The following is a 25,612-nucleotide window of genomic DNA, read 5'->3' as shown; positions in this document are numbered from 1 at the left end:
TATCTCTGTTTACATAAATAGTTATATAAAACAATATAACATATAAATATAGCTAAGGATATTATCAAAAATTAACTATTGATATATAATATATGAATTATCGCTGAAGAATCGAATAAACATATAACAAAAACCACCATCAAATTTGACAGTGGTTTTTGTTTTTATAAATCAACTTGATTTGTGCCTATGGAACTACTAACCTTAAGAATTGCTTTATCTAACTTTTTCAAGGGTTATGCCATCATCCTTAACTGCGGCTTTAATATGATCACCTTCCTTAAACCTCTTAAGGAGATACTGTTCTGTTATTTCATCCTCAATATACCTCTGAATTGCCCTTCTAAGGGGTCTGGCTCCGTACTTTTCGTCATATCCTTTCTTGAGTATAAACTCCTTAGCTTCATCAGAAACCTCAAGGGACATGTTCTTTTCCCTTAACTCATCTGAAACCTCCCTGATCATAAGGTCGATTATCTTATAAAGCTCCTCCCTTTCAAGGGGCTTAAACACGATGACTTCGTCCACTCTATTTAAAAATTCAGGCCTGAAGAACTCCTTAAGTGCATCCTTTACATGACTTTCAAGTGCGTTATAGCTTTCCTTTGCAAAGCCCATTCCGCTTGATTTAAAGTTGGTTCCTGCGTTAGAAGTCATTATAATTACGGTGTTTTCAAAGTATACCGTTCTTCCCTGGCTGTCAGTAAGCCTTCCATCCTCTAGTATTTGAAGAAGCATATTAAACACATCAGGATGGGCCTTCTCTATTTCATCAAGGAGTATTACCGAATAGGGCCTTCTTCTAACCTTTTCAGTAAGCTGTCCACCTTCATCATATCCAACATATCCCGGAGGAGCCCCAATTAATTTTGATACCGTATGCTTTTCCATATACTCCGTCATGTCAATTCTAATAAGCGCCTCTTCGCTACCGAAGAGCTCCACTGCAATGGACTTTGCAAGCTCCGTTTTACCAACTCCCGTTGGACCTACAAATATAAAGGATGACGGCTTTCTCTTCCTTCTAAAACCAAGGCGATTTCTTCTTATTGCCCTTGACAGGGCAACAATTGCCTCATGCTGCCCTATAACCCTTCTATGAAGCCTGTTTTCAAGGTTTAAAAGCTTTTCTGACTCCTCCTCGGTGATGCTGTGAACGGGGATTTTAGTCCAGGATTCTATTACAAAGGCAATATCCTCAACGGTTAGCCTTATCTCTCCCCATTCCTTCTCGATATCCCTTATCTTTGCTTCAATTCTGAACTTTTCCGTCTTATACTCTGCTGCCTTTTCATAGTCCCCCCTATCTGCAGCCTCCTGCATATGAAATTCAACATTCTCAAGTTCCTCTCTAAGTGCCTTAAGTTCAACAAGCCCTTTGTTTTTTAAGTTTGCCCTTGAACTTGCCTCGTCTATAACGTCTATTGCCTTATCGGGAAGATATCTGTCTGTAATGTATCTTTCTGAAAGCTTTGCAGCGGCCTCAATCACTTCGTCGGATATTACAACCTTATGATATTCCTCATAATAATGTTTAATACCCTTAAGTATCTCGATGGTCTCTTCAACAGTAGGCTCATCAACAAGAACGGGCTGGAATCTTCTTTCAAGGGCTGAATCCTTTTCAATATATTTTCTATATTCTTCAAGGGTTGTGGCCCCTATCACCTGTATTTCACCGCGAGCCAGGGCAGGCTTTAGAATGTTTGCTGCGTTTAGCGCCCCTCCCTGAGCTTCACCTGCACCTATAATGTTGTGTACCTCGTCTATTACAAGTATTACATTGCCATCTTCCTTTGCCTCGTCTATTATGGCTTTCATCCTTCCCTCAAATTGGCCCCTAAACTGAGTTCCAGCAACAATTGAAGTAAGGTCTAAAAGATATACCTCTGCATCATAAAGCTTTGCAGGAACCTGTTTTTCTGCTATTCTGACCGCAAGGCCCTCTGCAATGGCTGTTTTTCCAACACCAGGTTCACCAATAAGAATAGGATTATTTTTAGTTCTTCTATTTAATATTTGTATTACCCTGTCTATCTCCCTATGTCTTCCTATAACTCTATCAACAAGGTTGTTTCTTGCCTTTTCAGTTAAATTTGTGCCATAGATATCGAGATACTTCCTTTTCTTTTTTTTACCTTCGTGCTTTCCCTTTTCCCTTACCTTAAAGTTCTGGTCTTTATTACCTTCCTTTGCTTCATTTTTATTTTCATTCTTTGAACTATAGACACCTCCGAAAAGCTTTGAAAAGAAATTGTTCTTATCATCATTATCTATACTCATTGTTCCCATATCTATATTTTCTACATTCATGTTTTCCAAATCAATATCCTGAAGCATGCTGTTCATCTGTTCGGTTAGATTTTCAAAGTCCTCCTGGGAAATACCTGCCTGCTGCATTATCTGGTCTATTACCGGAAAGCCCATCTTTTTAGCGCACTGAATACATACGCCAACAACCTCCGTCTTTCCATTTTCTATTTTTGTTGCAAATACTGTAGCTATATTTTTATTACAAATTGAACACAGTTTCATATCAACCATCTCCATATTGTTAAGATAATTAAATTGTTATCATTACAGTATACCATATCCTCACTATTTATTCTATTAGTTATTAATGTAAAATGAAATCCTTTATAAAAAATAGGATGAATTTTCTTCATCCTATTTAATCAAAGATATTGTCAATGATTTCTATATATCTCTGACTATCCAAACTTTCAACCGGTAAATCTCCATACCAGGGCTTATTTATGTCATACCTGTCGCTGAAATATCTTGCCTTAAGTATTATTTCCGGCCTGTATTCAAAGTGAAGCGTATCAAAATGGCCCCACTTGCCACCCCATACAAACCCGTACTTCTCAAATATTTTTGGAATTTCAGGAGGATAGGATTTTATTCTCTCCTCTCCCTGCTCCCTTGAAGCCCATTTCCAATAGTCACGCTTATCCCTTGCAAGATCTATTGCAATTCCAAAGGCATGGGGACTTAACTGGTTCGTTCCTGAAATTACCCTGTAATTGAAGGTCCCACTGCTTGGAAATACACATGACGCAACATCCTTACGCCTTTGAGCAAGGGGTATAAGCTCCTTCATAACAGAATTTAGAGCCTCAGCAGCGCCATTGTTTTTGTTAAACTGTACTCCTATATTTACATTTACAAGGTTTTTCTGAACCTGTTCCTTTGTTCCACCATATACCTCTTTAAGCAGAGGATATACCCTGAAACGCCCCGGGTCAAAGTTTTCATCCATCAGTTTATTAAGATTATCAAGGGGGTAAACTTGCTCCATCATATCCTGAAGATCAGGGTTTTGAAGCTTTTCGTTAAAGCTCTTTTGCTTTTTATCATCATAAAGAATTTTATTGCCTGATTTCATAACCAGGTAAACCTTCCCATCACTGCTTTTCTCAACATTAACTGCATGATCCGGATACGCCATCATAAGGCAGAGAAGGTCCTGCTTCATAGCAACATCGTATGGCCTTTCGTTTAATATATTAGCGTTTATATTATTCAGTTTATCGTTTTTACTGCATCCGACTGTTAAAGTAAATAACATAAGCAGGATAAGCATAGAAAGCTTTTTCATAAAATACCTCTCCTTCAAAATTCCTTCCCTGCTTATTATTCCACTTCCATTTCTTTGTTAGTCACCATTAGTTTTCATCTTTCATTTTCAAACATGATTTTATATGCTTCTAATTTTTTAATGGGCTCAAGTTCCTCATCCTTCTTTATATATTTAATAAATTCCGGGTTTAGTTTAACAGTTTTTATTACATCCCTCAGGGCCTTTTCATATTCCCCATCTTCTTTATACATTACAGCCAGATTTGGAAAACTGTATGGATATCCTGGATTTTTTATCCTTCATAGATATAGGCTTTGTTGTAAAATCTGAGGGCTCTTAAAGGCTTACCTTCTTTTAAATATTTATCTCCAATGATTTTATAGTTATGTATCATATATTTATAATCCTTCATTTTCTTCACCCTTTTTGGAATTAAAATCCTGCTTATATATAGTTTAACCCCGGGGTTTGTATCATATCAATAATTATCAATGTAACATAAGGAAAAAAGCTGCTGACATAATATATATGTCAACAGCCTTACATATATCAAGGATACGGGTTTTCTGTTATATTTACTTTGCATTCAATCCCGCAATGTTTAGGAGGTTCCATGGTTTGTTGTAGTGTGGCTGGAAGAAGAAATCAACAAATGCAAGTTCATCTATTGTCATTCTGTTCTGTATACATACTGACATAGTGTTTATCGACTGTGTTAAATCTGCCTTTGATATAATCTGTGCACCCAGTATCCTTCTTGAATCCTTTTCATATACAACCTTTAATGTAGCCTCATCATATGTTGGCATAAATTCAGGACGGTAGCTGTCCTTAACTGTTACTGCCAGGGCATCAATTCCCTGGGCTTTAGCAGCGCTTTCAGTAAGGCCTGTTGAGGCTATATTGTAATCATATATCTTAATTCCTGAAGTTCCCTGGGTTCCAATATACTTGGTGGTTGGCTTTACGAGGTTTCTAGCAACAAGGGTTCCCATACGAACGGCATTTGTTGCAAGGGGGATATATTCCCTTTTTCCAGTTGGGTTATATATTACAGTTGCACTATCACCTGCTGCAAACACGTCCTTCTTGCTTGTTTGCATATATTCATCAACTATAATTGCACCGTTTGGAAGCATATCAAGCTGTCCTTTAAATAGCTCCGTGTTTGGCCTGAACCCTATGCAGAGTATTACAAGATCTGCTTCATATTCACCCTTGTCTGTAATAACCTTTGATACCCTTCCATTTTTGCCTTCGAATTTAACAACCGTCTGTCCAAGGGCAAGCTTTATTCCATTATCAGAAAGGGCCTTTTCCGCCATATCTGTGAATTCCTTATCAAGATATTTGCTGAGTATTCTATCCATGCTGTCAATTAAAGTCACGTTCTTTCCATTTACCTGGAAGGCCTCAACAAGCTCTACGCCTATATAGCCGGCGCCAACTACCACAATATTTTTAGCTTCCTTTGACTTTTCAATTATAGTGTTTGAATGGGAATAATTCTTGGAAAGGACTATATTTTCTAAATCTATCCCCTCAATCCCTGGAACAATCGGCCATGAACCCGTCGTTATAATAAGCTTATCAAAGGTATCCTCAAATACTTCATTGGTTTGTAAGTTCTTAACCTTTAGCTTCTTCCCGTCGGTATCCACTTCAAGCACATCATGGAGCATCTTTGTCTTTACTCCCATTTCTGCAAGTATTTCTGGTGAGCAGTAGAAAAGCCCCTTAGGATCCTTAACTACTCCTCCTACGTAAAGCGCTATACCGCAGGATAAAAATGATATATTGTCATTCCTCTCATATACAGTTATTTCAGCTTCAGGATATAATTTTGCCGCATTAGTTATAGCTGCTGTTCCAGCATGTGTACATCCTATAACAGCTATCTTCATATGTATTACTCCCTTCATTTGATAAATTACTAACTTAACAATAATTATATTCTACTTGATAAAGAATTTCAATATCTAAAAATAATAAATTTCTATTAATTCTAAGATGAATTTTTTAATAAGATAAGAGCATATTTTTAGCTTATATTGTTTTTATTTTAATCATAATTCTATAAAAAAATTCATAATCGTATAGCAGCATGTTCCACGTCAAAAAATTGAAAAGCAAGGGGCTGTTGTAAAGCCCCTTGCTACATTTCCATAAAAACCTGTTTTTGTATATTTATTTTTACCCTCCAAGATAGGCCTTCCTTACTGTTTCATCCTTTAGAAGGTCCTCTGCCCTGCCTTCTATATCTATTTCTCCGTTCCTTATAATATATGCCCTGTCTGCCGTCTGGAGAGCCATGTTGGCGTTCTGTTCAACGAGAAGTATTGTTGTTCCCTCTTTATTTATATCCTTTATTATTTCAAATATTTCTTTAACAACTATTGGTGCAAGGCCCATGGAAGGTTCATCAAGCAGTAGAAGCTTTGGCTTTGACATTAGTCCACGCCCTATTGCAAGCATCTGCTGTTCACCTCCAGACAGGGTTCCCGCAAGCTGGTTCTTTCTCTCGAGAAGCCTTGGAAACAGCTCAAAAACTTTGTTGAAGTCCTTTTTTATTTCAGCCTTGTCCTTTCTTAAAAAGGCACCCATCTCCAAATTTTCCATAACTGTCATGTTTGAAAATATCCTTCTTCCTTCGGGTACATGTGAAATACCAAGGCCCACTATATCCGTGGCTGAAGATTTGCTTATATCCTTCCCATTAAACATTATGCTGCCGCTTTTTATCCTCTGGATTCCTGATATAGCCTTAAGTGTTGTTGTCTTTCCTGCTCCGTTGGCACCTATTATTGTAACTATTTCTCCTTCATCTATATGAAAACTTATACCCTTCAGTGCATGAATAATGCCATAATATACATTCACATTTATAAGTTCAATCATCATCATTCACCTCCAAGATAAGCCTTAATAACTGCAGGATTGTTTTGAATCTCCTGTGGAGTACCCTGAGCTATAAGTATTCCATAGTCAAATACGAATATTCTTTTACATACATTCATAACTAAAGACATGTCATGTTCTATAAGTATAATTGTTAAATTAAACCTATCCTTTATCCATTTTATAAGTTCCATAAGCTCCTGTGTCTCCCTTGGGTTCATGCCTGCAGCAGGTTCATCAAGAAGAAGAAGCTGAGGTTCCGCAGCAAGGGCCCTTGCGATTTCAAGTTTTCTCTGCTCTCCGTAGGGAAGGTTGCCTGCAAATTCATCTGCCTTATCTGAAAGACTAAATATACTTAATAGGTTCATGGCCTCAATATATGCTTCTTTTTCATTTTTATAAAAGAAAGGAAGCCTTAAAACTGATGCCCCTAAACCATATCTAAAATTGTTATGAAATCCTATGAGTACATTTTCTAAAACCGTCATGTTTTTAAATAGTCTTATATTCTGAAAGGTTCTTGAAATTCCATAGCCTATGATCTTGTGGGGCTTTATATTTTTTGATGTTCCCCTTTTCTTGAGGTTATATTCTATTTCTCCTTCCGTTGGAGAGTAAATGCCCGTTAAAAGGTTAAAAAAGGTTGTTTTACCCGCCCCATTTGGACCAATAAGCCCTATTATTTCTCCTCTTTCAACCTCGAGATTTATATTCGACAAAGCCTTTATTCCTCCGAAGGACATCGATAAATTACTCACCCTTAATACCGGCATTTACTTTCCCTCCTTTTCTAAAAAGCTTCAAATCCTTTAAATCAAATTTTCCAAGAAGTCCATTAGGCCTATATACCATTATTAAAAAGAGGATTACTGCATAAACCACCATGCGAAGTTCCGGTATGCTTTGAAGAAATGCTGATATAATTGATAAAACCACAGCTCCAGCTATAGATCCCAGTATACTTCCCATTCCTCCAAATACGACAATTACAAGTATGTCAATGGATTTCATAAATCCAAAGGAATCAGGCTTTATAAAATAAAAATAGTTTGCATAAAGTGCTCCTGCAATTCCTGCAAACAGTGCCCCAATTGTAAAGGCAAGTACTTTATAATAGGTAGTATTAACTCCCATTGCCTCTGCTGCAATTTCGTCTTCCTTTATTGCTATACATGCCCTTCCATGATAGGAGTTAATGAAATTCTTTATAATTAAAACAGTTGCAATGACCATAAAATATATCCATGTCCAGTTTGTATACTGGGGTATATCATTTAATCCCGTCGCTCCTCCTACGTAGTCAACGTTAAGTCCTATAATTCTTACTATTTCCCCAAAGCCAAGGGTTGCAATTGCAAGGTAGTCTCCCTTTAATCTCAGGGTTGGAATGCCTATTATAACACCAGCCACAGCAGCGGAAACAGCAGCCATCAGTATTCCAACTATAAATGGCTGTTCTAATTTTGTCGTTGCAATTGCTGAGGCATAGGCACCTATGGACATAAAGGCTGCATGTCCAAGAGAAAACTGTCCTGTAAATCCCGTTATAAGGTTTAGGCTTACTGCAAGTATTATGTTAATACCAATGATTATCAAATTAAGCATTATATATGAATCTATAATACCCAAATTGCTCATTAATTGAACTGCAATATATAGAAAAACTATGATAAACAAACTCAATATATTTCTTCTTCTAAACAAATTCGTATTCACATTATCACCCCTATACCTTTTCCTTTATATTGCGCCCTAAGAGTCCACTTGGTCTTAGTAAAAGAACAAGAATTAGTATGGCAAAGGCAACTGCGTCCTTGTATAATGAACCACCATATGCACTGACCATCGTTTCTATCATTCCAAGGAATAAACCTCCAAATACAGCCCCGGGTATTACTCCTATTCCACCGATAACTGCTGCTATAAATGCCTTAAGCCCGGGTACTATGCCCATAAGAGGATTGATAGTTGTATAATAAACTCCAACAAGAACCCCCGCTGCTCCTGCAAGGGCGGAACCTATTGCAAAGGTATAGGATATTGTCCTGTCAACGTTTACTCCCATTAACTGTGCTGCTTCCCTGTCCAAAGATACAGCCCTCATTGCTTTTCCTGCTTTTGTTCTACGAATTATATATTGAAGTGCCACCATTAAAATTATGGTTATTGCAACAATATAAATGTTTTTATAATCAATTACTACACTTCCATCTAAAAGCTTTAAGCTGTTTTTCCCCAGCACATTTGGAAAAGTCCTTGTTTCTGCCTTTACAAAATACATCATTCCATATTCAAGAAAAAGAGAAACGCTAATTGCAGTAATCAGCGCAGCTATTCTGCTAGATCCTCGTATTGGCTTATATGCAACCTTTTCAATAATAACTCCGAGTATGCTGCACACTACCATTGATATAACAAGGGATGGGAAAAATCCAAGGTGAAGAGATGTTGTTACGGCAAAACCAACGTATGCCCCTACCATATATATATCACCGTGTGCAAAATTGATTAAATTTATTATTCCATACACCATAGTGTATCCAAGGGCAATTAGGGCGTATATGCTTCCAAGGGATAATCCGTTTATAACCTGCTGAAGTAATTCTTTCATCCCATCACTCCTTTTTATTTTTAATTGATGTTATAGAAAATTATTGAATTCTCAGGTGAAAAACACCTGAGAATTCGTATTATTATTGTGGATCAAGCTTCTTTAAGAAGGTTGGTTTTCCATCTTTCATTTGAATTATCGTAATGGATTTTACAGGATTATGCTTATCATCTATTGTTATTTTTCCTGTTACTCCTTCAAAATCCTTTGTTGCGGCAAGTGCATCCTTAAGCTTTACAGGATCTGCAGCCCCCGCTCTCTTAAGAGCATCTGCAAGGAAATATGCCAGGTCGTAACCTAATGCATTGAAGGCATCGGGATCCTTTCCATACTTTTTGTTAAATTTCTCCTTGAACTCTACAACCTCCGGGGTGTTGTCCTGCGATGAATAATGATTTGAGTAGTATACGTTGTTCAATGCATCCCTTCCTGCTATCTCAGCAAGCTTTGGAGAATCGTATCCATCTCCTCCAAGTATAGGTACGTTAAGTCCAAGTTCTCTTGCCTGTTTAACTATAAGTCCAACCTCTTCATAATATCCCGGCACAAACAGTACATCTGGATTAGTTCCCTTAATCTTTGTTAAAACGGCCTTAAAGTCAGTTTCCTTAGCCTGATAGGCCTCTTCAGTTACTATAGTTCCCCCAAGTTTTTTATAGGTATCCTGAAAATTCTTTGAAAGCCCCTTGCTGTAATCGCTGGTTGTATCGATTAAAACTGCTGCCTTTTTAAGTCCTAAATCGTTATAAGCAAAGTTAGCCATCATAACCCCCTGGAAGGAATCACTAAATGTGGTTTTGAATACAAATTCTCTAACCTTTCCGTTGCTGTCCACTGTTACGTCGTCTGCAGTGGCTGAAGCGGATATCAATGGAACTTTATTTTGCATTGCTGCAGGAGTAGCAGCCTTTGTGTTTCCTGAGGTTGCAGCTCCTAAAATTGCAACTACCTTATCCCTTGTTGCAAGCCTTGTTGATACATTTGCAGCCTCAGCGTTGTCTGATTTGTTGTCAACTTTAATCATCTCTATCTGTTTTCCGAGAACTCCGCTATTTTTATTTATCTCTTCAAATGCAAGTTCAATGCCCTCCACAAGGCCCTGTCCGTATGTTGCAACGTTTCCTGAAAGCTCATAGTTAAGTCCTACTTTTATTTTATCCGAGTTTCCGCCTGTGGCCTTTGAAGAACACCCCGCAAATAAGCTTAACATGAGAATCAGTGACATGAATAAAGACACCTTTTTACTCATATTCTCAACCCTTTCCATCAAATATTTTTTTATTTAATAAAATGCCAGTAATAATACCATCTTCATCCTGTCCAGTGGAAATTCCCAACCAAATCCCCCCTTAGCTTTTTTAATATATAAAAAGGCCTCTACATGTATAAATATACATGTAGAGGCGTATAAAACGCTGTACCACTCTACTTCATAATTATCTCACGATAATTATCTCATCAGGTTCAATAAAACCCTGGCCTTTTAACGGGGCCCCCACGTTATAGCCTACTAAGCTTCGGCTATACGACTCTGAAGTGATCATTATCTATCAAATCAATACCGGCTCTCAGCATACCCGGCTCTCTGTGATTGATTTACCGATAGTTTTGTCTTCGTCATCGTCATTATCATATTAACTTATTATTCCCTTTAGCGAAATATTATTGTGTATAAATTACCACAATTAAAATTCCCTGTCAATACTTTTTTAAAGATTTTTGCAAGTTTTTATTTTTATGATTTCATTTTTAGAACTTTATGTAATATTTAATATTAATCCGTTGTGCTAGTTCAAGGGCTGAGCGCAGATAAAAAATATATGAAATTCACATTTTTCAAATCCCGAGCCTTAGAACTTCTTTGCTAAGCGTACTGGTGAATGAAATATATTTTTTATCGCAGCGCGGATCTGTAAATTTATCCAGCAAAACGAGTTAATATTAATTATATTTATGATATAACAGAATAAAAAATAACCTCTACTCTCTATGCAGAGGCTATTAATTTTATTTAATAAACTTTAAAATCATCCAAGCCCTAATTTCCTTCTCTTACTTATTATGTGAGCCTCTATGTTGTCTGCAGCCTCCACAGGGTCATCTCCAAGTACAATCTTGCCTCCTGTAAGACCTTCCACATCCTCTGTGAGAAGCTTAACAAGATCTCTGCCTCCTGTTAAAAATGGAGTTGGAGATAGATGTGTATATGCGCCATATGCAACGGCAAATACCCCATCTATTGTTGCCTTTTGCTCCATCCATTCAGGTGCAGTTACTGCTATTGGAAGGTCAGGAATATCAACATCAAGATGGTTTGCAATCTCTGTAACAAGCATGGAAATTCTTCCTGTATCTGTGCAGGTTCCAAAGCTTAACACAGGAGGAATCTTAAGCATATTGCATACTTCCTTGAGCCCCGGTCCTGCCATCTCTATTGCATCGAAATTGCAGAGCCCCGCAACTTCAAGTCCGTGGTTTCCACATCCTCCCGCCACAACTAAAATATCCTTCTTAATTAGCTGCTTCACAAGATTTATTGTATTCCAGTCATGTGGCCCGTTTCTAAGCGTTGAACAGTTTACAAGGGCTACGACTCCCTTTATTTTGCCTGCTGCTATAACATCAACAAGTGGATCAAGCTTATTTCCAAGGGCATTAAGCAATGCTTCAGTTGAAAAACCTGATATTGCCCTTTGAATATGTTTTGGAACCATAGGTTTTACCTTATCTTTTCTCTTTTTGAAATTTTCGATTGCAAGATCTATAAGCTTATCTGCCATTTCATCTACTTTATCAGGATGATATGGAATCATGTGGTTTAGTCCAGGTATTCCTATTATTGTGCTTACACCAACTAAAGTTACCTGATACTTTTCTGCATAATGGTCTATTGAAGGCGGTGAACAGTTTTCCTCCATTGCATATACGTCAACTGTACCTGTTGCAAGAAGAGGTTCTATTGCAAGCCAATTACCCATAAGCCCAACAAAAACATCATCAATCTCAAACCTTTGAAGAAGCTCCTGTCCTGTTTCTATTGAACCTACTATTCTTAAACCCTTTGCACCTGCAGCCTTTGCCCTGTCCTGAACCTCCTTTGTTCTTGCTTTTTGAAGTGTAGCAACTCCTGCCCAGGGCTGATGTCCGTTAAATACTATATTTACATAATCCGGATCCATAATTCCAAGGTCTACATTTACCTCGTGGGGAGTTGGAGTTCCAAATAGTATATCCTGCACCATTTCCAGCCCTATCTGCGCTGTATATATAGTTGAAAGTCCAAGCCTTAAGGCCTTTTTAGCAAGGGAAACATAATCTCCATCTACATTTGTAAGACAGCTTGCCACAGCATTTTGCTCCTCATGTTCAACACCAGCAGGATATATCCCAAGGTCCTTCCAGATCTGTTTTCTCTTCCTGGGTGCAAAAACATCAACCATTACGCTGGATTCATTTGAACCCCTTCTCATCTCTGTCATTAAAAAGTCTGCAAGCTCTACAGCCATCCTGTTTATATCCTGGTTAATGTTAATCCCTACCTTTTCACACATCCACTTTAGCTTATCAACATCTTTAATTTTAAAAGGAGTTTTTCCCTCTCCTGTCGCCTTTAAGGTCCTGAATGCCTCATATGCATGGTGTCCATATGTACCTGCCCCCATTATATTCCTAAGGAGCATGTTTCTCATTGCCATAGCGTCTGGTCCAATCCCGCACACTCCCTTTTGCTGTTCACCCTTAAGGTTTATCCTGCAGGGTCCTTGAGAACAAAGCTGACAGCTCATTCCCTCAAGGCAGAACTTACATCTTATTTTTTCCTGAGAGGCCCATCTATCAAAGACGTTAGACATTCCATCTTCCCTTATTCTTTTTACCATCTCCTCCACGGAATCATGATAGCTTATGCGTCCCTCAGTTCTTTCCAAAATGGTTTCACTCATTTTTATACCTCCCTTATAGTTTCACTAAATAAAGTTTTCTCCTAAAGGGACTATCATATACACAAATGCCTTAATAAAGTAAGAATTTATAATAATCAAGGGACAGTTCACATTTTCCTTCAAAATCTGCATATTTACCTAAGGCCCTGGCAATACTAAAAACGAAAAAGTCAAGGTAAATAAAAAGATGCAGATAAACCTGCATCTTTTTTAAACGAATTTTACTTTCTAGCCAGATACTTTCTAATATCAAATCCAACAGCCGCTACAATGATAAGACCCTTTATTATAAGCTGCCAGTATGGGTTTATATTGATATATGTTAAACCATAGTTTATTACTCCAAATATTAAAACGCCAGTTATTACTCCAGGTACTGTTCCTATACCTCCAAGGTTTGACACCCCGCCAACGACGCAGGCTGCAATGGCATCAAGCTCATACATGTTGCCATAGTTATTGGTTGCACCGCCTGTTCTTGCTGCCTCCAGGACTCCTCCCAGTGCAAAGAGTGCACCTGCAATTCCGTACAAAATCAAAAGGGTACGCCCGACGTTAATTCCTGAAACCTTCGCAGCCTCAGCATTTCCACCTATCGCAAACATGTTTTTGCCAAGCCGTGTCTTATTATGAATTACCCACACAATAAGTGTTACAATAATAGCTATCAATATTATAATAGGTATTGAAAGGATAGAACCCGAACCAAGATTGGTAAAGTCACTTCTAAGCCCACCTATAGGCTGTGAGTCGTTTGGAGGCAGGTCAAAGTATATGGAATTGGCTCCATATACAATTACCATTGTTCCAAGCGTTGCAATAAACGGTGGAACATTAAATTTTGAAATAATAAATCCATTCAGAAGGCCTGATGCAAGTCCCGCTGCCACAGCAATTACAATGGGCAGCCATAGTGGCAAATTCGGCATATCAGGAAAAAATCTTCTTGAATAATCCGCCTTTTGAAGCATTGAGGCAGAGAGAACCGCTGCAAGTCCAACGACACGCCCTGCTGAAAGGTCAACTCCTCCCGTTATAAGTATAAATGACATACCTAAAGCTATAATAGCCCTCGTTGAATTTTGAAGCAATATATCTTTAAAAGTTGCAAATGATATAAATCTGGGATTTACTACTGCAATGGCTACTATGAGAACTACAAGAACTACATATATTGCATTTTGTGATACTAACTCCTTTATCTTCTTGGGTTTTATGGCATTTTTTACTTCATCATTTTTTAATTTTAAATTGCTCATCTATAATCCTCCCCCCTTAGGCAATAAACCGCGTAGCAAGTCGCATTATTTCTTCCTCTGTTGCATTTTTTCCATCAACAAACCCTGAAAGACGTCCTTCGCACATAACCATTATCCTGTCAGACATTCCCATAAGCTCGGGCATTTCAGATGATATCATAATAATGCTTTTACCCTGCTTTGCAAGGTCTGCCATTATAGTATATATTTCATATTTTGCACCAACATCAATACCACGGGTAGGCTCATCAAGTATTAATATTTCAGGCTCGGTAAGAAGCCATCTTGCAATTAACACCTTCTGCTGATTTCCACCTGAAAGATCCTTTATAAGCGTATTTGAAGAAGGCGTCTTTACCTTAAGCCTTTCTATAATTTTTTCTCCATCTTCCCTCCTCTTCTTCTCATCTAGAAGAAAATAGGGCTTTACATAGTTCTTTAGATTGGCAATAAGTGTGTTCTCAAGGACTGATAAAACGGGTATTATCCCTGTTGCACGCCTTTCTTCAGTAAGAAGGGCAATCCTGTGGTTTTTAGCATCTATTGGAGATTTAATTTTAACTTCCTTTCCGTTTATATAAATTTGTCCAGACTGCACAGCTCTCAAACCAAATATTGCCTCTACAAGCTCCGTACGCTGGGCGCCAACAAGCCCCCCTATTCCAAGTATTTCACCCCTTCTAAGTTCAAAGGACACATCTTTAAAGGACCTGGGGTTGGGTGATGTAAGTTTTTCAACCTTAAGTAACACCTCACCAGGTGTATTTCTCCTCTCCGGAAACCTGTTTGTAAGTTCTCGTCCTACCATTTTAGATATTATCATATCGGTTGTAAGCTCTGAAGCGGGCCATGTGCCTATACGCCTGCCATCACGCATTATGGTTACTTCATCAGAAATTTTAAGTATTTCTTCCATTTTATGAGATATATAAATGATTGCAACTCCCTTGCTTTTCAATTTATGGATTATTGCAAATAAATGTTCTACTTCGTTTTCGGTTAATGATGAGGTTGGCTCATCCATTATTATAACCTTTGAATTATAGGATACAGCCTTTGCAATTTCCATCATCTGAATCTTTGAAACAGACATACTTCCTACTATTGTATCGGGCTTTATATCCATGTTAAGCTCTTTAAAGAGCTTCTCCGTATCTTTATACATTTTTTTATGATCAACAAATTTTAATGGTCCTAATCTACGTATAGGAAATCTTCCAAGCCATATGTTTTCCATTACACTTCTTAGGGGCACCGGGTGAAGCTCCTGGTGTATCATTGAAATTCCATTATCAAGGGCAATTTTTGAGTTATTTATTTCAACTTTTTCACCATCCAGGATTATGTCCCCTGAATCCTGTTTATATATCCCGAAAAGGCATTTCATAAGGGTTGATTTTCCTGCTCCGTTTTCTCCCATAAGGGCATGTACAGTTCCTGGGCGTACCTTTAAGGTTACGTTATCGAGTGCCTTTACCCCGGGAAATTCCTTAGAGATATTATTCATTTCAAGTACGAATTCGGTTTCCCTCAAGTTACCGCCTCCTGCCTTTGACATTTATGGCATTTTTATATATTTTAATATATTAGAAAACAAGGGTTGAGTACAGCGCTCATTATCCCCTTGCTTTCCATAGATAATTTATTTCTCATTATTTAGCATCGTTTATATTTTCCTTTGTTATCTTCTTATAAGGTATCCATACATATTTTCCATCTGTAATATCATATCCAACGTTATCCTTTGATGGCGTCAGTCCCTTTGCAAGTGCAACTGCAATGTTTAATGTTGCCTTACCCTGGTTCTTGGCGTCGTTTAATACGGTTCCAAGAAGCGTTCCTTCTTCAAGTGCCTGAAGTGCAGGTGCAGTTGCATCAACACCAACAACAGGAATGTACTTGCCATCCTTAAAATATCCAGCAGCCTTTAAAGCCTCAATAGCTCCAAGTGCCATATCGTCATTGTTTGCAAGAACAGCTTCAATCTTATCTCCATGTGCAGCAAGGAATGTCTGCATCTTGTCCTGTCCCTTTACTCTATCCCACATAGCTGTATCTTCAGCAAGCTTTTCAACCTTTATACCTGCATCTTCAATGGCCTTTATTGAATACTTTGTACGAAGTTCTGCATCCTGATGTCCCGGCTCTCCCTTTAACATAACATACTGTAAAACTCCGTCCTTATTCTTATCGGCTTCGGGGTGTGACTTCCAGTAGTCAACAATAAGCTGTCCTGATATGGTTCCGGATTCTTCTGCCTTCGCACCAACGTAGTAAACCTTATCCCATTTTTTCATATCCTCTGGAAGAGGTTCACGATTAAAGAATACAACAGGTATGTTAGCTTTCTGCGCTTTATCAATGATTGCACCTGCTGCTGTACGATCAACAGGGTTAATTGCAAGGGCCTTTACCTTTTTTGTAATAAAGAGGTCTACCTTATCGTTCTGAGTTGACTGTGAATTCTGGCTGTCAACGATTTCAACGTTTGCCACGTCCTTTGCAGCATCGGAAATAGCATTACGTACTCCTGTCATAAAGGTGTCGTCAAATTTGTAAATTGCAACACCTACAGGCGGTTTGTCGGATGAACCTCCTCCACTTGAGGTATTTGTGCTGCCGCAGCCTGAAAGCATTGTTGATATTAAAGCTCCGGCCAGCAAGGTTGAAATAACCTTTTTCATAAAGATCCCCCCTAAATTATTGAATTATATATATATTTAATATATATATATACTATTATTGAAGCAAAAATATCATAATATCATACTCAAATTCCATGTTACAATTCAATTATTATTCAATTCAGACAATAAATGAATACAAAATCCTATTATAATATATAAAAATCCTACTGTATTCTATGGATATTTTTGGAATAATAATCGAGGAGTATAAATTAAATCCATAAAAAGGCTTTACTTTATAAATGGAAATAGAAGTTTTTGGTTTTCTGGAAGATACATATTGTCTCTATAAATGACCCTGGAGTCTATATATATGCGTTTATCGATCTCCTTCTTTTCTATGGAATCAAGGGCATATTTAACGCTCAAATAACCCATATTAAATGGGTTTTGAACTATTGTTGCCTGAATTATGCCCTTATCCATGTAGTCAATTTCCTGAAAAGTACTGTTGAAGGCCATTACTTTAACACTTCCTTTAAGTTTCATTTCATCAACTGCCTGAGCTACCCCTTCAGAGGCTACCTCATTTAAAGCTACAATTGCGTCTATATCAGGGTTCTCTGAAAGCATCTTCTTTGCAAGGTTATAGGCCTGCTTCATATCCGAGAAGCAATACTCCTTTGCAGCAACCTTAACTTCAGGGTATTTTTTTATAGCGCTAATTAACCCCTCCTCCCTCAACTGTGCATTCCTGTCCTCCTTATCATAATTTATAATACCTACTTTTCCTTCCTTTCCTATAATATCAGCAAGTACATCACCGGCTTTTTTTCCAGCCTCATAATTATTTGTTAAAATACAGCTGTTTACTTTTTCCGTATCTACTTCAGAGTCTACTACGATTACGGGGATGCCCTGTTTATAGGCCCTTTCTATAGACTCGGAAAGAGCCTCGTAATCGCTAACCCCCAGTATCAATGCATCCACCTTTTTTTCTATTGCCTGATTGACAAGATTTATTTGTTCATTTACATCGTCTTCATCATAGGGGGAAGTATAATCAATATCTACATTGAATTCCCTTGCAGCCGCATAGGCGCCCATTTTTATAGTCCCCCAGTGATATCCATAGCTTGTTCTTAAAATAAGTGAAATGTTTTTCCTTGATGTGTTGTTTATATCATTATTTTTTGTACAGGAAATTAAAAAAACTGTAAATATAGTTAGAAAGACAAGTCTAAACAGCTTTATCATTTTTCTCATGAAGCAACCCCTCCGGATTCTCATCCCTTACTATTGGAAGCCATATCTTTACATTTGTCCCTTCTTCCAGCTCACTCTCTATTTGAAGCCCATATTCTCTGCCGAAGTAAAGCTGTATTCTTTCATGCACATTCTTTACTCCAACACCTGATCCCTTCTTACTCTTTGGTTCATTAATCAATAAATTGTTAAGTACTTCCGGTTCCATACCAAGACCATTATCCATTACCTGATATAGAAGCTTTCCATCAGCTATGGATACTGAAACTTTAATAAACCCTTTATCCACCATATATTCGATTCCATGATAAATGGCATTTTCAATTATAGGCTGGAGAATTAGCTTCGGCGTCTTTAAGTCAAGTACTTCCCCCTGAGCTTCTATCTCAAACTCAAACTTGTTTTTATACCTTTTCTTTTGAATAACCAGATAGTTTTTCGCGTGCTCAAGCTCCTCTCTAACGGTTATTATATTTTTCCCTCTACTTATGCTTATTCTGAAGAGCTTTGCAAGGGCCGTTACCATAGTTATTACGTCTTCACTCTTTTCATGCTCTGCCATCCAGACTATTGAATCCAGGGTATTATATAAGAAATGGGGATTTATTTGAGCCTGAAGTGCATTAATTTCACTTATCCTCTTTGCCTCCTGCTCATGAACAATCTGCTTCATAAGCTGCCTTATCCTTGTTACCATAAGATTAAAGGTTTTTGACAGTTGTGCAACCTCTGCTTCACCTTTAACATCAATGTTTATATCAAATTGGCCTTCTTCAACCAGCTTCATAGACTTTTCAAGCTGTTTTATTGGCTTTGAAATTTTTGCAGATATAAATGCGGATATGGAAATTACAATGAGCATTCCTAAAGCAGAAATCCACAGAACATAGTTTCCTATATCTTTTTTAATACCTACAATTTCATCCATGTAGGCAATGCCAACTATCCTCCATCTGCTGTAATTAACGGTTTGAATAGTAACAAGCCTCTCTTCCCCTCCAAAATTGTCAATATATCTGCCAAATACATGTTCAAGTACCTCTTCTATATTTTCTCGTTTAAGTCCTATGTTTATAAGCTGCTGCTGAGGATGATAAACTATGTTGCCCTTTGAATCTATTATATATATATATCCTCTTTTACCAAGGCTTACCTTCTGACAGAGCTGGTCTATAACATTGAAGTTCATATCAACCAGCAGAACCCCCTTGACCTTTTTTCCATCTTTATTAAACGTTACCTGCCTGCTGAGGGATACAACCCAATTGTGCTGACCCTCAAATAGATTTTGTACGTGGGGTGATGAAAAAAAAAGGTTCGCTGGCTCCTGCAGAGGCACCTTAAACCAGTCCTGCTCGGTAATATCAACAGTATTTTTAACCTTAAAGGGAGGTACTCCGGCAACAAGTTCACCTTCACTTGAAAATACGGCCAGCGTAACTATATCCTTTCTCGAATTTAATACCACATTCATCTGTTCTGTAAGCTTTTCGTTAGGTATGCTCTCATTGTAATATATGATGTTGTCCAGATAATTGGACGTCTCAAGCATACTTCTTAAATAATAATCAAGGTTTAAATTAACCTGGTCAATTATTTGACGTGTATTGATGAAGGCATTCTGCTCTGCAAGATTTGAAATCCTATTATAGATCGTAGTACCAACAAAAACCATCGCAAGAGTAGTAATAAACATAAAGGATACAGTAATAATGAACTGTATGCTTTTAATTCTGAAAGAATTAATTATACCCATAAAGGAATTCTTTAAGTATTTAAATAATCTTTGACTCAAGCATAACCTCTCCCTTATGTTTATTTAAAAGCCTTTCTATACTGGGATGGGGACATGTTAAAGTTCTTTTTAAAGCTGTAGCTGAAATAATTTGGCTCAGAATAGCCAACCTTCCTTGCTATCTCAAAGGATTTTAAATCCGTGGTTCTTAATAGTTCCTTTGCAGCCTCCATCCTCACCTGGGTAAGATAATTAACAAATGTAAGCTTTGTTTCTTTTTTGAATAATGTGCTAAAATAAGTCGGGCTGATATGCAGATATTTACAAACCTTATCTATTGTTATATCGCTTTCCCCATAGTGCTGCTCAACATATTCCCTGGCCCTTTTTACAATTAGCTTGCATGTATCCTGACGATCCCTTGAAATATAACTTCTTATACGAATACATATATTTCTTATCCAGTCCTTAACCTCCTTTAAACTCCTAAACTTATACAGCTCCACAAACAGGTTATAATTAGTGCCGAAAATCCTATCCATATCTGCATTCAAGTCCCTTGCAACCTTTAAAATCGTCGTCAGCATCTCAAGCAAATATATCTGATAATCCTTAAAAGATGCCTTTCTATCTATAATCTCTTCAAAAAGCCTGTCTATTGTTTTAACGATTTCCTCATCGGTACCAACCTTTATACAGCTTATAAGGGAACGTTCCTTAAGCTCATCAAACACAACGCTGCTTGTACATTTTGGTTCCACATCGTCTACATAAATAATGCTGCTGTTTAAAATCATCCTGTAATCAAGTGCTGCAACTGCCCCCTTATAGGAATATGGGATTTCTGTAATGCTGCTACAAAGACTTCCTACGCCTATTGTTACAGCAGCGCCGTAATATTTTTCAATATTCTGTCGTATTTCCTCAAGGACTGTAAATATCCAGTTCACAAGAGCATCGCTGTTGTCGTTTTCAAAGGTGAATATTATAACTATATAGTCTCTATATAGAAAGGCAGTTCCCGATCCATGTTTTTTAATTATTTCTTCTGATATATTTAAAGCAGCAACCCTGATGAGTTCATTGTTGTCAGCTTCAGAAAAATCAATATTTTCTTCAAAGCCTTCACTACCTCTTCCAACGCTTATAACAGATACAGCAAATGTTTTTCCATCTATATCTATTCCGTATGTCCGGGATTTTTCCAGGATTTCATCTCTGTTCATCCTGCTATCAATGAGGGATCCAAGGAATTTTTCTCTGAGTAAAGGAAGGCTTTTTTTATAATGTTCCCTTAAGGCTTCTATATCCTTTCTCTGGACAATTTCATTATCAAGTGCTGCCTTAACCTTTTCAAGTATGTCTATAAGTTCCCTCGATGAGATTGGCTTTAAAACATACTCTACTACATTTAGCTTTATCGCCCTTTGGGCATACTCAAACTCATCAAAACCGGTTAAAATTATTATCTTTGTTGTCGGAAATCTTTCCTTAAGCTTCTCACAGAGAGTTATACCATCCATGAATGGCATTTTAATATCAGTTATTACAACATCAGGAATGGTCTTTTCAGCGATTTCAAGAGCATCTATACCATTACCTGCTTCCCCTATAACTTCATAACCTATTCTTTCCCATTCTATTTTTTCAAGGATACCCCTTCTTACTTCTTCCTCATCATCAACCAAAATAAGCTTGTACATAATATCCCCCTGCTCCTTATATTATTTGTAAGGAAGTATTTACTTAAAAAACCGAATATACAAAATATTTATACTTCAATTATACTAATTACAAAATTTTGTGTCAAAATAGCCTGGAGTATATGGGAGTAAAATAAAAAAACTGCTGAAAAATTTCATTTTCCAGCAGTTTTTTTATTTTACACAGCTTCGCCGCTATCCTTCCCACCTGTAAACTGGCTATTGTAAAGGTCTGCATAGAAACCTCCCTTTTCAAGAAGTTCCCTATGATTTCCCTGTTCAATAATTTTTCCGTTATTCATAACAAGTATCAGATCTGCATCACGGATTGTTGAGAGCCTGTGGGCAATAACAAAGCTTGTTCTTCCCTTCATAAGGTTTGCCATTGCCCTTTGTATCTGAACCTCCGTTCTCGTATCTACGCTCGATGTAGCTTCATCAAGTATTAGTATTACAGGGTCTGCAAGTATCGCACGGGCAATAGTTAAAAGCTGCTTTTGTCCCTGCGAAATATTTGAAGCCTCTTCATTTAATATTGTATCATAGCCCTCCGGAAGGGTTCTAATAAAGTGGTCTGCATGGGCTGCCTTTGCTGCCCTTACAACTTCTTCAAAGGTTGCACCCTTTCGTCCGTAGGCTATATTGTCCTTTATGGAACCTGTAAACAGCCACGTATCCTGAAGCACCATTCCAAACATCCTTCGCAAATCCCCGCGCCTTAGGTCCCTTATGTCAACTCCATCTATGGTAATCCTTCCTCCCTGAATTTCATAGAATCGCATAAGAAGATTTACAAGCGTTGTCTTTCCTGCTCCAGTAGGCCCTACAATTGCAATCATCTGACCGGGTTTTACATCTATATTTATATTTTCCATAAGTTTAACAGTTTCCTTATAGCCAAACGTAACGTTTTCAAACCTAACCCCACCCTTGGGAAACTCTATAACTTTAGCATCCTCCTTATCGGGTATTTCCTCAACCTCGTCCAATATTTCAAAAACGCGCTCAGCTGCTGCAACCGTTGACTGAAGGATATTTGCTATGTTTGCAGTTTGAACTATTGGCTGACCAAACTGCCTTGAATACTGAATAAAGGCCTGAATATCGCCTATATTAATTCTGCCCTTAGTAACAAATATTCCTCCAACCACCGATACAAGAACATATCCTATGTTGTTGATAAAGTTCATCATGGGCATTATAATGCCTGAAATAAACTGAGCCTTCCATCCTACACTGTACAGCCTCTCGTTTATTTCATTGAACTTATTTATTGCCCTTTCCTCATGTCCAAAGGCCTTTACAATTCTATGTCCTGTATACATCTCCTCTACATGTCCATTTAACTCCCCAAGGATTTTTTGCTGCTTAGCAAAGAGCTTCTGTGATTTTTTAGCTATAGCCATTGTTACTAAAACAGAAAGCGGAAGGGTTACTATAGTTACAAGGGTTAAAATCGGACTTATGGTCAGCATCATTATTATTATGCCCACTATTGTTACAACCGATGTAATAAGCTGAGTCAGGCTCTGCTGAAGCGTAGCTGCAACAGTATCAAGATCGTTTGTAACACGGCTTAATATTTCTCCATGGGTGCGAGAATCAAAGTACTTGAGGGGCAAGCGGTTAAGCTTTTCATTTACATCCCTGCGCATATCGAATACGGTCTTCTGTGCAACTCCCGCCATAATATACTGCTGAATGTAATTAAAGGCCGCACTTACTATATAAAGACCTATCAATATTAAAACGATGTTTCCTATATATTTAAAATCTATTTTGGGACCGTGCTTGCTTATAAATCGCCATACCTCAGGATCTATATTCGTAATATCCATCTTTGGGAGTGCTCCCTTAGCTGCCTTTGGATTTGCAATCATATCGTTTATCATCTTTCTGATTGATTCAGGCAAATCCGGCATTTTTAAAATCTCTGGTATGTTTTGAGGCTTAAACAAATCCATGGCATACCTGGCTTTATTCATAAGCCCTTCAAAGAGCTTTGTTGTAGCCTTTCCCATGATTTTCGGGCCTATAATATTAAACACGGTACTTATTATTGCAGTTATAAACACTGCTATAAGGTTAAATTTTCGCGGCATTAAATACTTAATAAGCCTTTTCGATGTTCCCTTAAAATCCTTAGCCTTTTCTACCGGCCTTCCCATTGGAGGGCCTCCATGGCCCATGGGGCCTCGCCCTGGTCTGTTTCTTCTATTTTCGCTCATATTAATTCCTCCTCACTGAGCTGTGAAGCTAAAATTTCGCGATATATCTCACATGTCTTTAAAAGGGAACTATGGGTTCCAATCCCTGCAATTCTACCCTCATCTAAAACTATTATTCTATCAGCATCCATTACTGTGCTTACTCTCTGGGCAACAATGATTACAGTTGCATCCTTTGTTTCCTCATTAAGTGCCTTCCTGAGCTTTGCATCTGTTTTAAAATCCAAGGCTGAGAAGCTGTCATCAAATATATAAATCTCAGGCTTTCTTACAAGGGCGCGTGCAATGGATAAACGCTGCTTTTGTCCTCCTGAAAGGTTGTTGCCGCCCTGTGCGATAACTGCATCATATCCTTCCTTCATATTGGCAATAAAGTCAGCCGCCTGAGCTACTTCTGCTGCATGCACTACCTCTTCATCCGTTGCATCCTCCTTGCCATATCTGATATTTTCAGCAATTGTACCTGTAAACAATACTGCCTTCTGGGGTACAAAGCCAATTTTAGCCCTCAAATCCTCCTGAGCCATCTCTCTAACGTCTACTCCATCAACTAAAACGCTTCCGCTTTGAACGTCATAAAAGCGTGGAATAAGACTTATAAGAGTAGACTTTCCTGAACCTGTACCTCCAATTATAGCAGTTGTTTCTCCAGGCCTTGCGATAAAGCTTATATTCTTGATAGCGGGCTGCTCTGCACCGGGATATCTGAATGTGACATCCCTAAACTCAACATATCCTCTTTGCATATCAGCCTTCCTTGGATGCTTTATATCAGTAATTTCAGGCTCCATTTCAAGGACTTCGTTTATTCTGTCTGCCGATGCTTCAGCACGAGGAATTAAAACAAACATCATGGCAAGCATGAGGAAAGAGAACATGATCTGCATTGCATACTGGATAAAGGCCATCATATCCCCTACCTGCATATCCCCGTTATCTATACGTATACCTCCAAACCATATAATTGCAATGCTGGTTAAGTTCATTATAATCATCATAACAGGCATCACAAAGGCCATCAACTTGTTTACCTTAATGGCTGTGACTGTAAAATCATAGCTCGCCTCTTCAAAACGTTTTTTTTCATCATCAATGCGGTTAAATGCACGTATCACCCTGATGCCTGTAAGGTTTTCACGCACAACAAGGTTTATCTTATCTATCTTTGCCTGCATTGCCTTAAACAGCGGTATTGCTTTTCTTGCTACAAGAAAAATAACAAGACCAAGAAGAGGTACGGCAACGGCAAGTACTAATGTGAGTTTTTTATCCTTTGACATTGCCATGATAAGGCCTCCAACTGCCATTATGGGGGCGGTAATCATGAAACGCATCATCATAACCGTTACCTGCTGAATCTGGTTAATATCGTTTGTAGTTCGCGTAACCATGGATGAGGTTGATATTTTATCAAACTCGTGCAGTGAAAAGCTCTCTGCCCTTGTAAAAACTTCCCTGCGAAGATCCCTTCCAAAGGCCATTGCAGTTTTCGACGACAGAAAACTGGCCGAAATTATGCAGATGGCGCTTCCAAGGGCCACAAGAAGCATGAACCCTCCAACCCTTAATATATAATTGGTATCACCATTTACTATACCATTATCAACTATATCAGACATGAGGGTTGGTAAGTACAGCTCTGCCATAGCTTGAAAGAATAAAAGCACTATGACAACCCCTATGATGGCTGCATAGGGCTTAAGATATCTAAAAAGTTTTATCATGAACATCATCCTCCTTTTTAGGTTTAAAGCATTACTT

Annotated in this window: 18 protein-coding genes and 1 other annotated feature; all 18 genes read right to left on the bottom strand. The window is 38.0% G+C overall.

From position 1 onward, the window contains the following. Positions 1–216: 216 nt before the first annotated feature. The 18 genes from EDD71_RS01375 to EDD71_RS01295 all read right to left on the bottom strand — a co-directional run bounded on the left by EDD71_RS01375 (position 217) and on the right by EDD71_RS01295 (position 25,575). Positions 217–2,535, bottom strand: a complete 2,319-nt coding sequence (locus EDD71_RS01375; protein ID WP_133627125.1) for an ATP-dependent Clp protease ATP-binding subunit — start codon at positions 2,533–2,535, stop codon at positions 217–219. A gap of 136 nt (positions 2,536–2,671) precedes the next feature. Then, entirely contained in the window at positions 2,672–3,601 is a 930-nt protein-coding gene (locus EDD71_RS01370) for a M15 family metallopeptidase (RefSeq protein ID WP_133626948.1), read from the bottom strand. Between the two features lie 74 nt (positions 3,602–3,675). Next, a complete protein-coding gene (locus EDD71_RS15120) occupies positions 3,676–3,834 on the bottom strand; it encodes a TPR end-of-group domain-containing protein (RefSeq protein ID WP_166636282.1) in 159 nt (52 codons plus the stop codon). Positions 3,835–4,158: 324 nt separating this feature from the next. Next, on the bottom strand, positions 4,159–5,487 hold the full coding sequence (locus tag EDD71_RS01365) for an FAD-dependent oxidoreductase (RefSeq protein WP_133626947.1): 1,329 nt from the start codon (positions 5,485–5,487) through the stop codon (positions 4,159–4,161). Between the two features lie 289 nt (positions 5,488–5,776). Next, positions 5,777–6,481, bottom strand: coding sequence for an ABC transporter ATP-binding protein (locus tag EDD71_RS01360; RefSeq protein ID WP_133627124.1), 705 nt, complete (start codon positions 6,479–6,481; stop codon positions 5,777–5,779). Positions 6,482–6,483: 2 nt separating this feature from the next. Then, positions 6,484–7,254 carry an ABC transporter ATP-binding protein gene (locus tag EDD71_RS01355; RefSeq protein WP_133626946.1) on the bottom strand — a complete coding sequence of 257 codons (771 nt, stop codon included), beginning with the start codon at positions 7,252–7,254 and terminating at the stop codon, positions 6,484–6,486. Beyond that, the gene (locus tag EDD71_RS01350) at positions 7,232–8,197 is read right to left on the bottom strand and encodes a branched-chain amino acid ABC transporter permease (RefSeq protein ID WP_243116360.1); all 966 of its coding nucleotides are present in this window, start codon (positions 8,195–8,197) and stop codon (positions 7,232–7,234) included. The genes EDD71_RS01355 and EDD71_RS01350 overlap by 23 nt, the downstream gene beginning before the upstream one ends. A gap of 10 nt (positions 8,198–8,207) precedes the next feature. After that, on the bottom strand, positions 8,208–9,092 hold the full coding sequence (locus EDD71_RS01345) for a branched-chain amino acid ABC transporter permease (RefSeq protein WP_133626945.1): 885 nt from the start codon (positions 9,090–9,092) through the stop codon (positions 8,208–8,210). Between the two features lie 82 nt (positions 9,093–9,174). Further along, positions 9,175–10,359 carry an ABC transporter substrate-binding protein gene (locus EDD71_RS01340; RefSeq protein WP_243116359.1) on the bottom strand — a complete coding sequence of 395 codons (1,185 nt, stop codon included), beginning with the start codon at positions 10,357–10,359 and terminating at the stop codon, positions 9,175–9,177. Between the two features lie 129 nt (positions 10,360–10,488). Beyond that, positions 10,489–10,722 (bottom strand) — a binding site (T-box leader). Between the two features lie 397 nt (positions 10,723–11,119). Beyond that, positions 11,120–13,033 carry an anaerobic carbon-monoxide dehydrogenase catalytic subunit gene (cooS, locus tag EDD71_RS01335; RefSeq protein WP_133626944.1) on the bottom strand — a complete coding sequence of 638 codons (1,914 nt, stop codon included), beginning with the start codon at positions 13,031–13,033 and terminating at the stop codon, positions 11,120–11,122. Between the two features lie 221 nt (positions 13,034–13,254). Next, positions 13,255–14,292, bottom strand: a complete 1,038-nt coding sequence (mglC, locus tag EDD71_RS01330) for a galactose/methyl galactoside ABC transporter permease MglC (RefSeq protein ID WP_133626943.1) — start codon at positions 14,290–14,292, stop codon at positions 13,255–13,257. Between the two features lie 16 nt (positions 14,293–14,308). Continuing rightward, entirely contained in the window at positions 14,309–15,799 is a 1,491-nt protein-coding gene (locus EDD71_RS01325; protein ID WP_243116369.1) for a sugar ABC transporter ATP-binding protein, read from the bottom strand. A 145-nt stretch (positions 15,800–15,944) separates the two neighbouring features. Next, positions 15,945–16,976 carry a galactose ABC transporter substrate-binding protein gene (locus EDD71_RS01320; protein ID WP_133626941.1) on the bottom strand — a complete coding sequence of 344 codons (1,032 nt, stop codon included), beginning with the start codon at positions 16,974–16,976 and terminating at the stop codon, positions 15,945–15,947. Between the two features lie 234 nt (positions 16,977–17,210). Next, on the bottom strand, positions 17,211–18,185 hold the full coding sequence (locus EDD71_RS01315) for a substrate-binding domain-containing protein (RefSeq protein ID WP_166636280.1): 975 nt from the start codon (positions 18,183–18,185) through the stop codon (positions 17,211–17,213). Then, positions 18,160–19,980 (bottom strand): cache domain-containing sensor histidine kinase, encoded by a 1,821-nt coding sequence (locus tag EDD71_RS01310; protein ID WP_243116358.1) that lies wholly within the window; start codon positions 19,978–19,980, stop codon positions 18,160–18,162. The genes EDD71_RS01315 and EDD71_RS01310 overlap by 26 nt, the downstream gene beginning before the upstream one ends. A gap of 20 nt (positions 19,981–20,000) precedes the next feature. Beyond that, a complete protein-coding gene (locus EDD71_RS01305) occupies positions 20,001–21,623 on the bottom strand; it encodes a response regulator (protein WP_133626939.1) in 1,623 nt (540 codons plus the stop codon). A gap of 179 nt (positions 21,624–21,802) precedes the next feature. Continuing rightward, on the bottom strand, positions 21,803–23,851 hold the full coding sequence (locus EDD71_RS01300) for an ABC transporter ATP-binding protein (protein ID WP_133626938.1): 2,049 nt from the start codon (positions 23,849–23,851) through the stop codon (positions 21,803–21,805). After that, positions 23,848–25,575: an ABC transporter ATP-binding protein gene (locus EDD71_RS01295; RefSeq protein ID WP_133626937.1), complete on the bottom strand. Its 1,728-nt coding sequence runs from the start codon at positions 25,573–25,575 to the stop codon at positions 23,848–23,850. Before EDD71_RS01295 ends, EDD71_RS01300 begins: the two co-directional genes overlap by 4 nt. Positions 25,576–25,612: the final 37 nt, after the last annotated feature.

Source organism: Fonticella tunisiensis (genome assembly GCF_004364155.1).
GTDB classification, from domain to species: Bacteria; Bacillota; Clostridia; order Clostridiales; family Caloramatoraceae; genus Fonticella; species Fonticella tunisiensis.
Note: the sequence above shows the minus strand (reverse complement) of the source record. Positions and strands in the feature narration are given on the sequence as shown.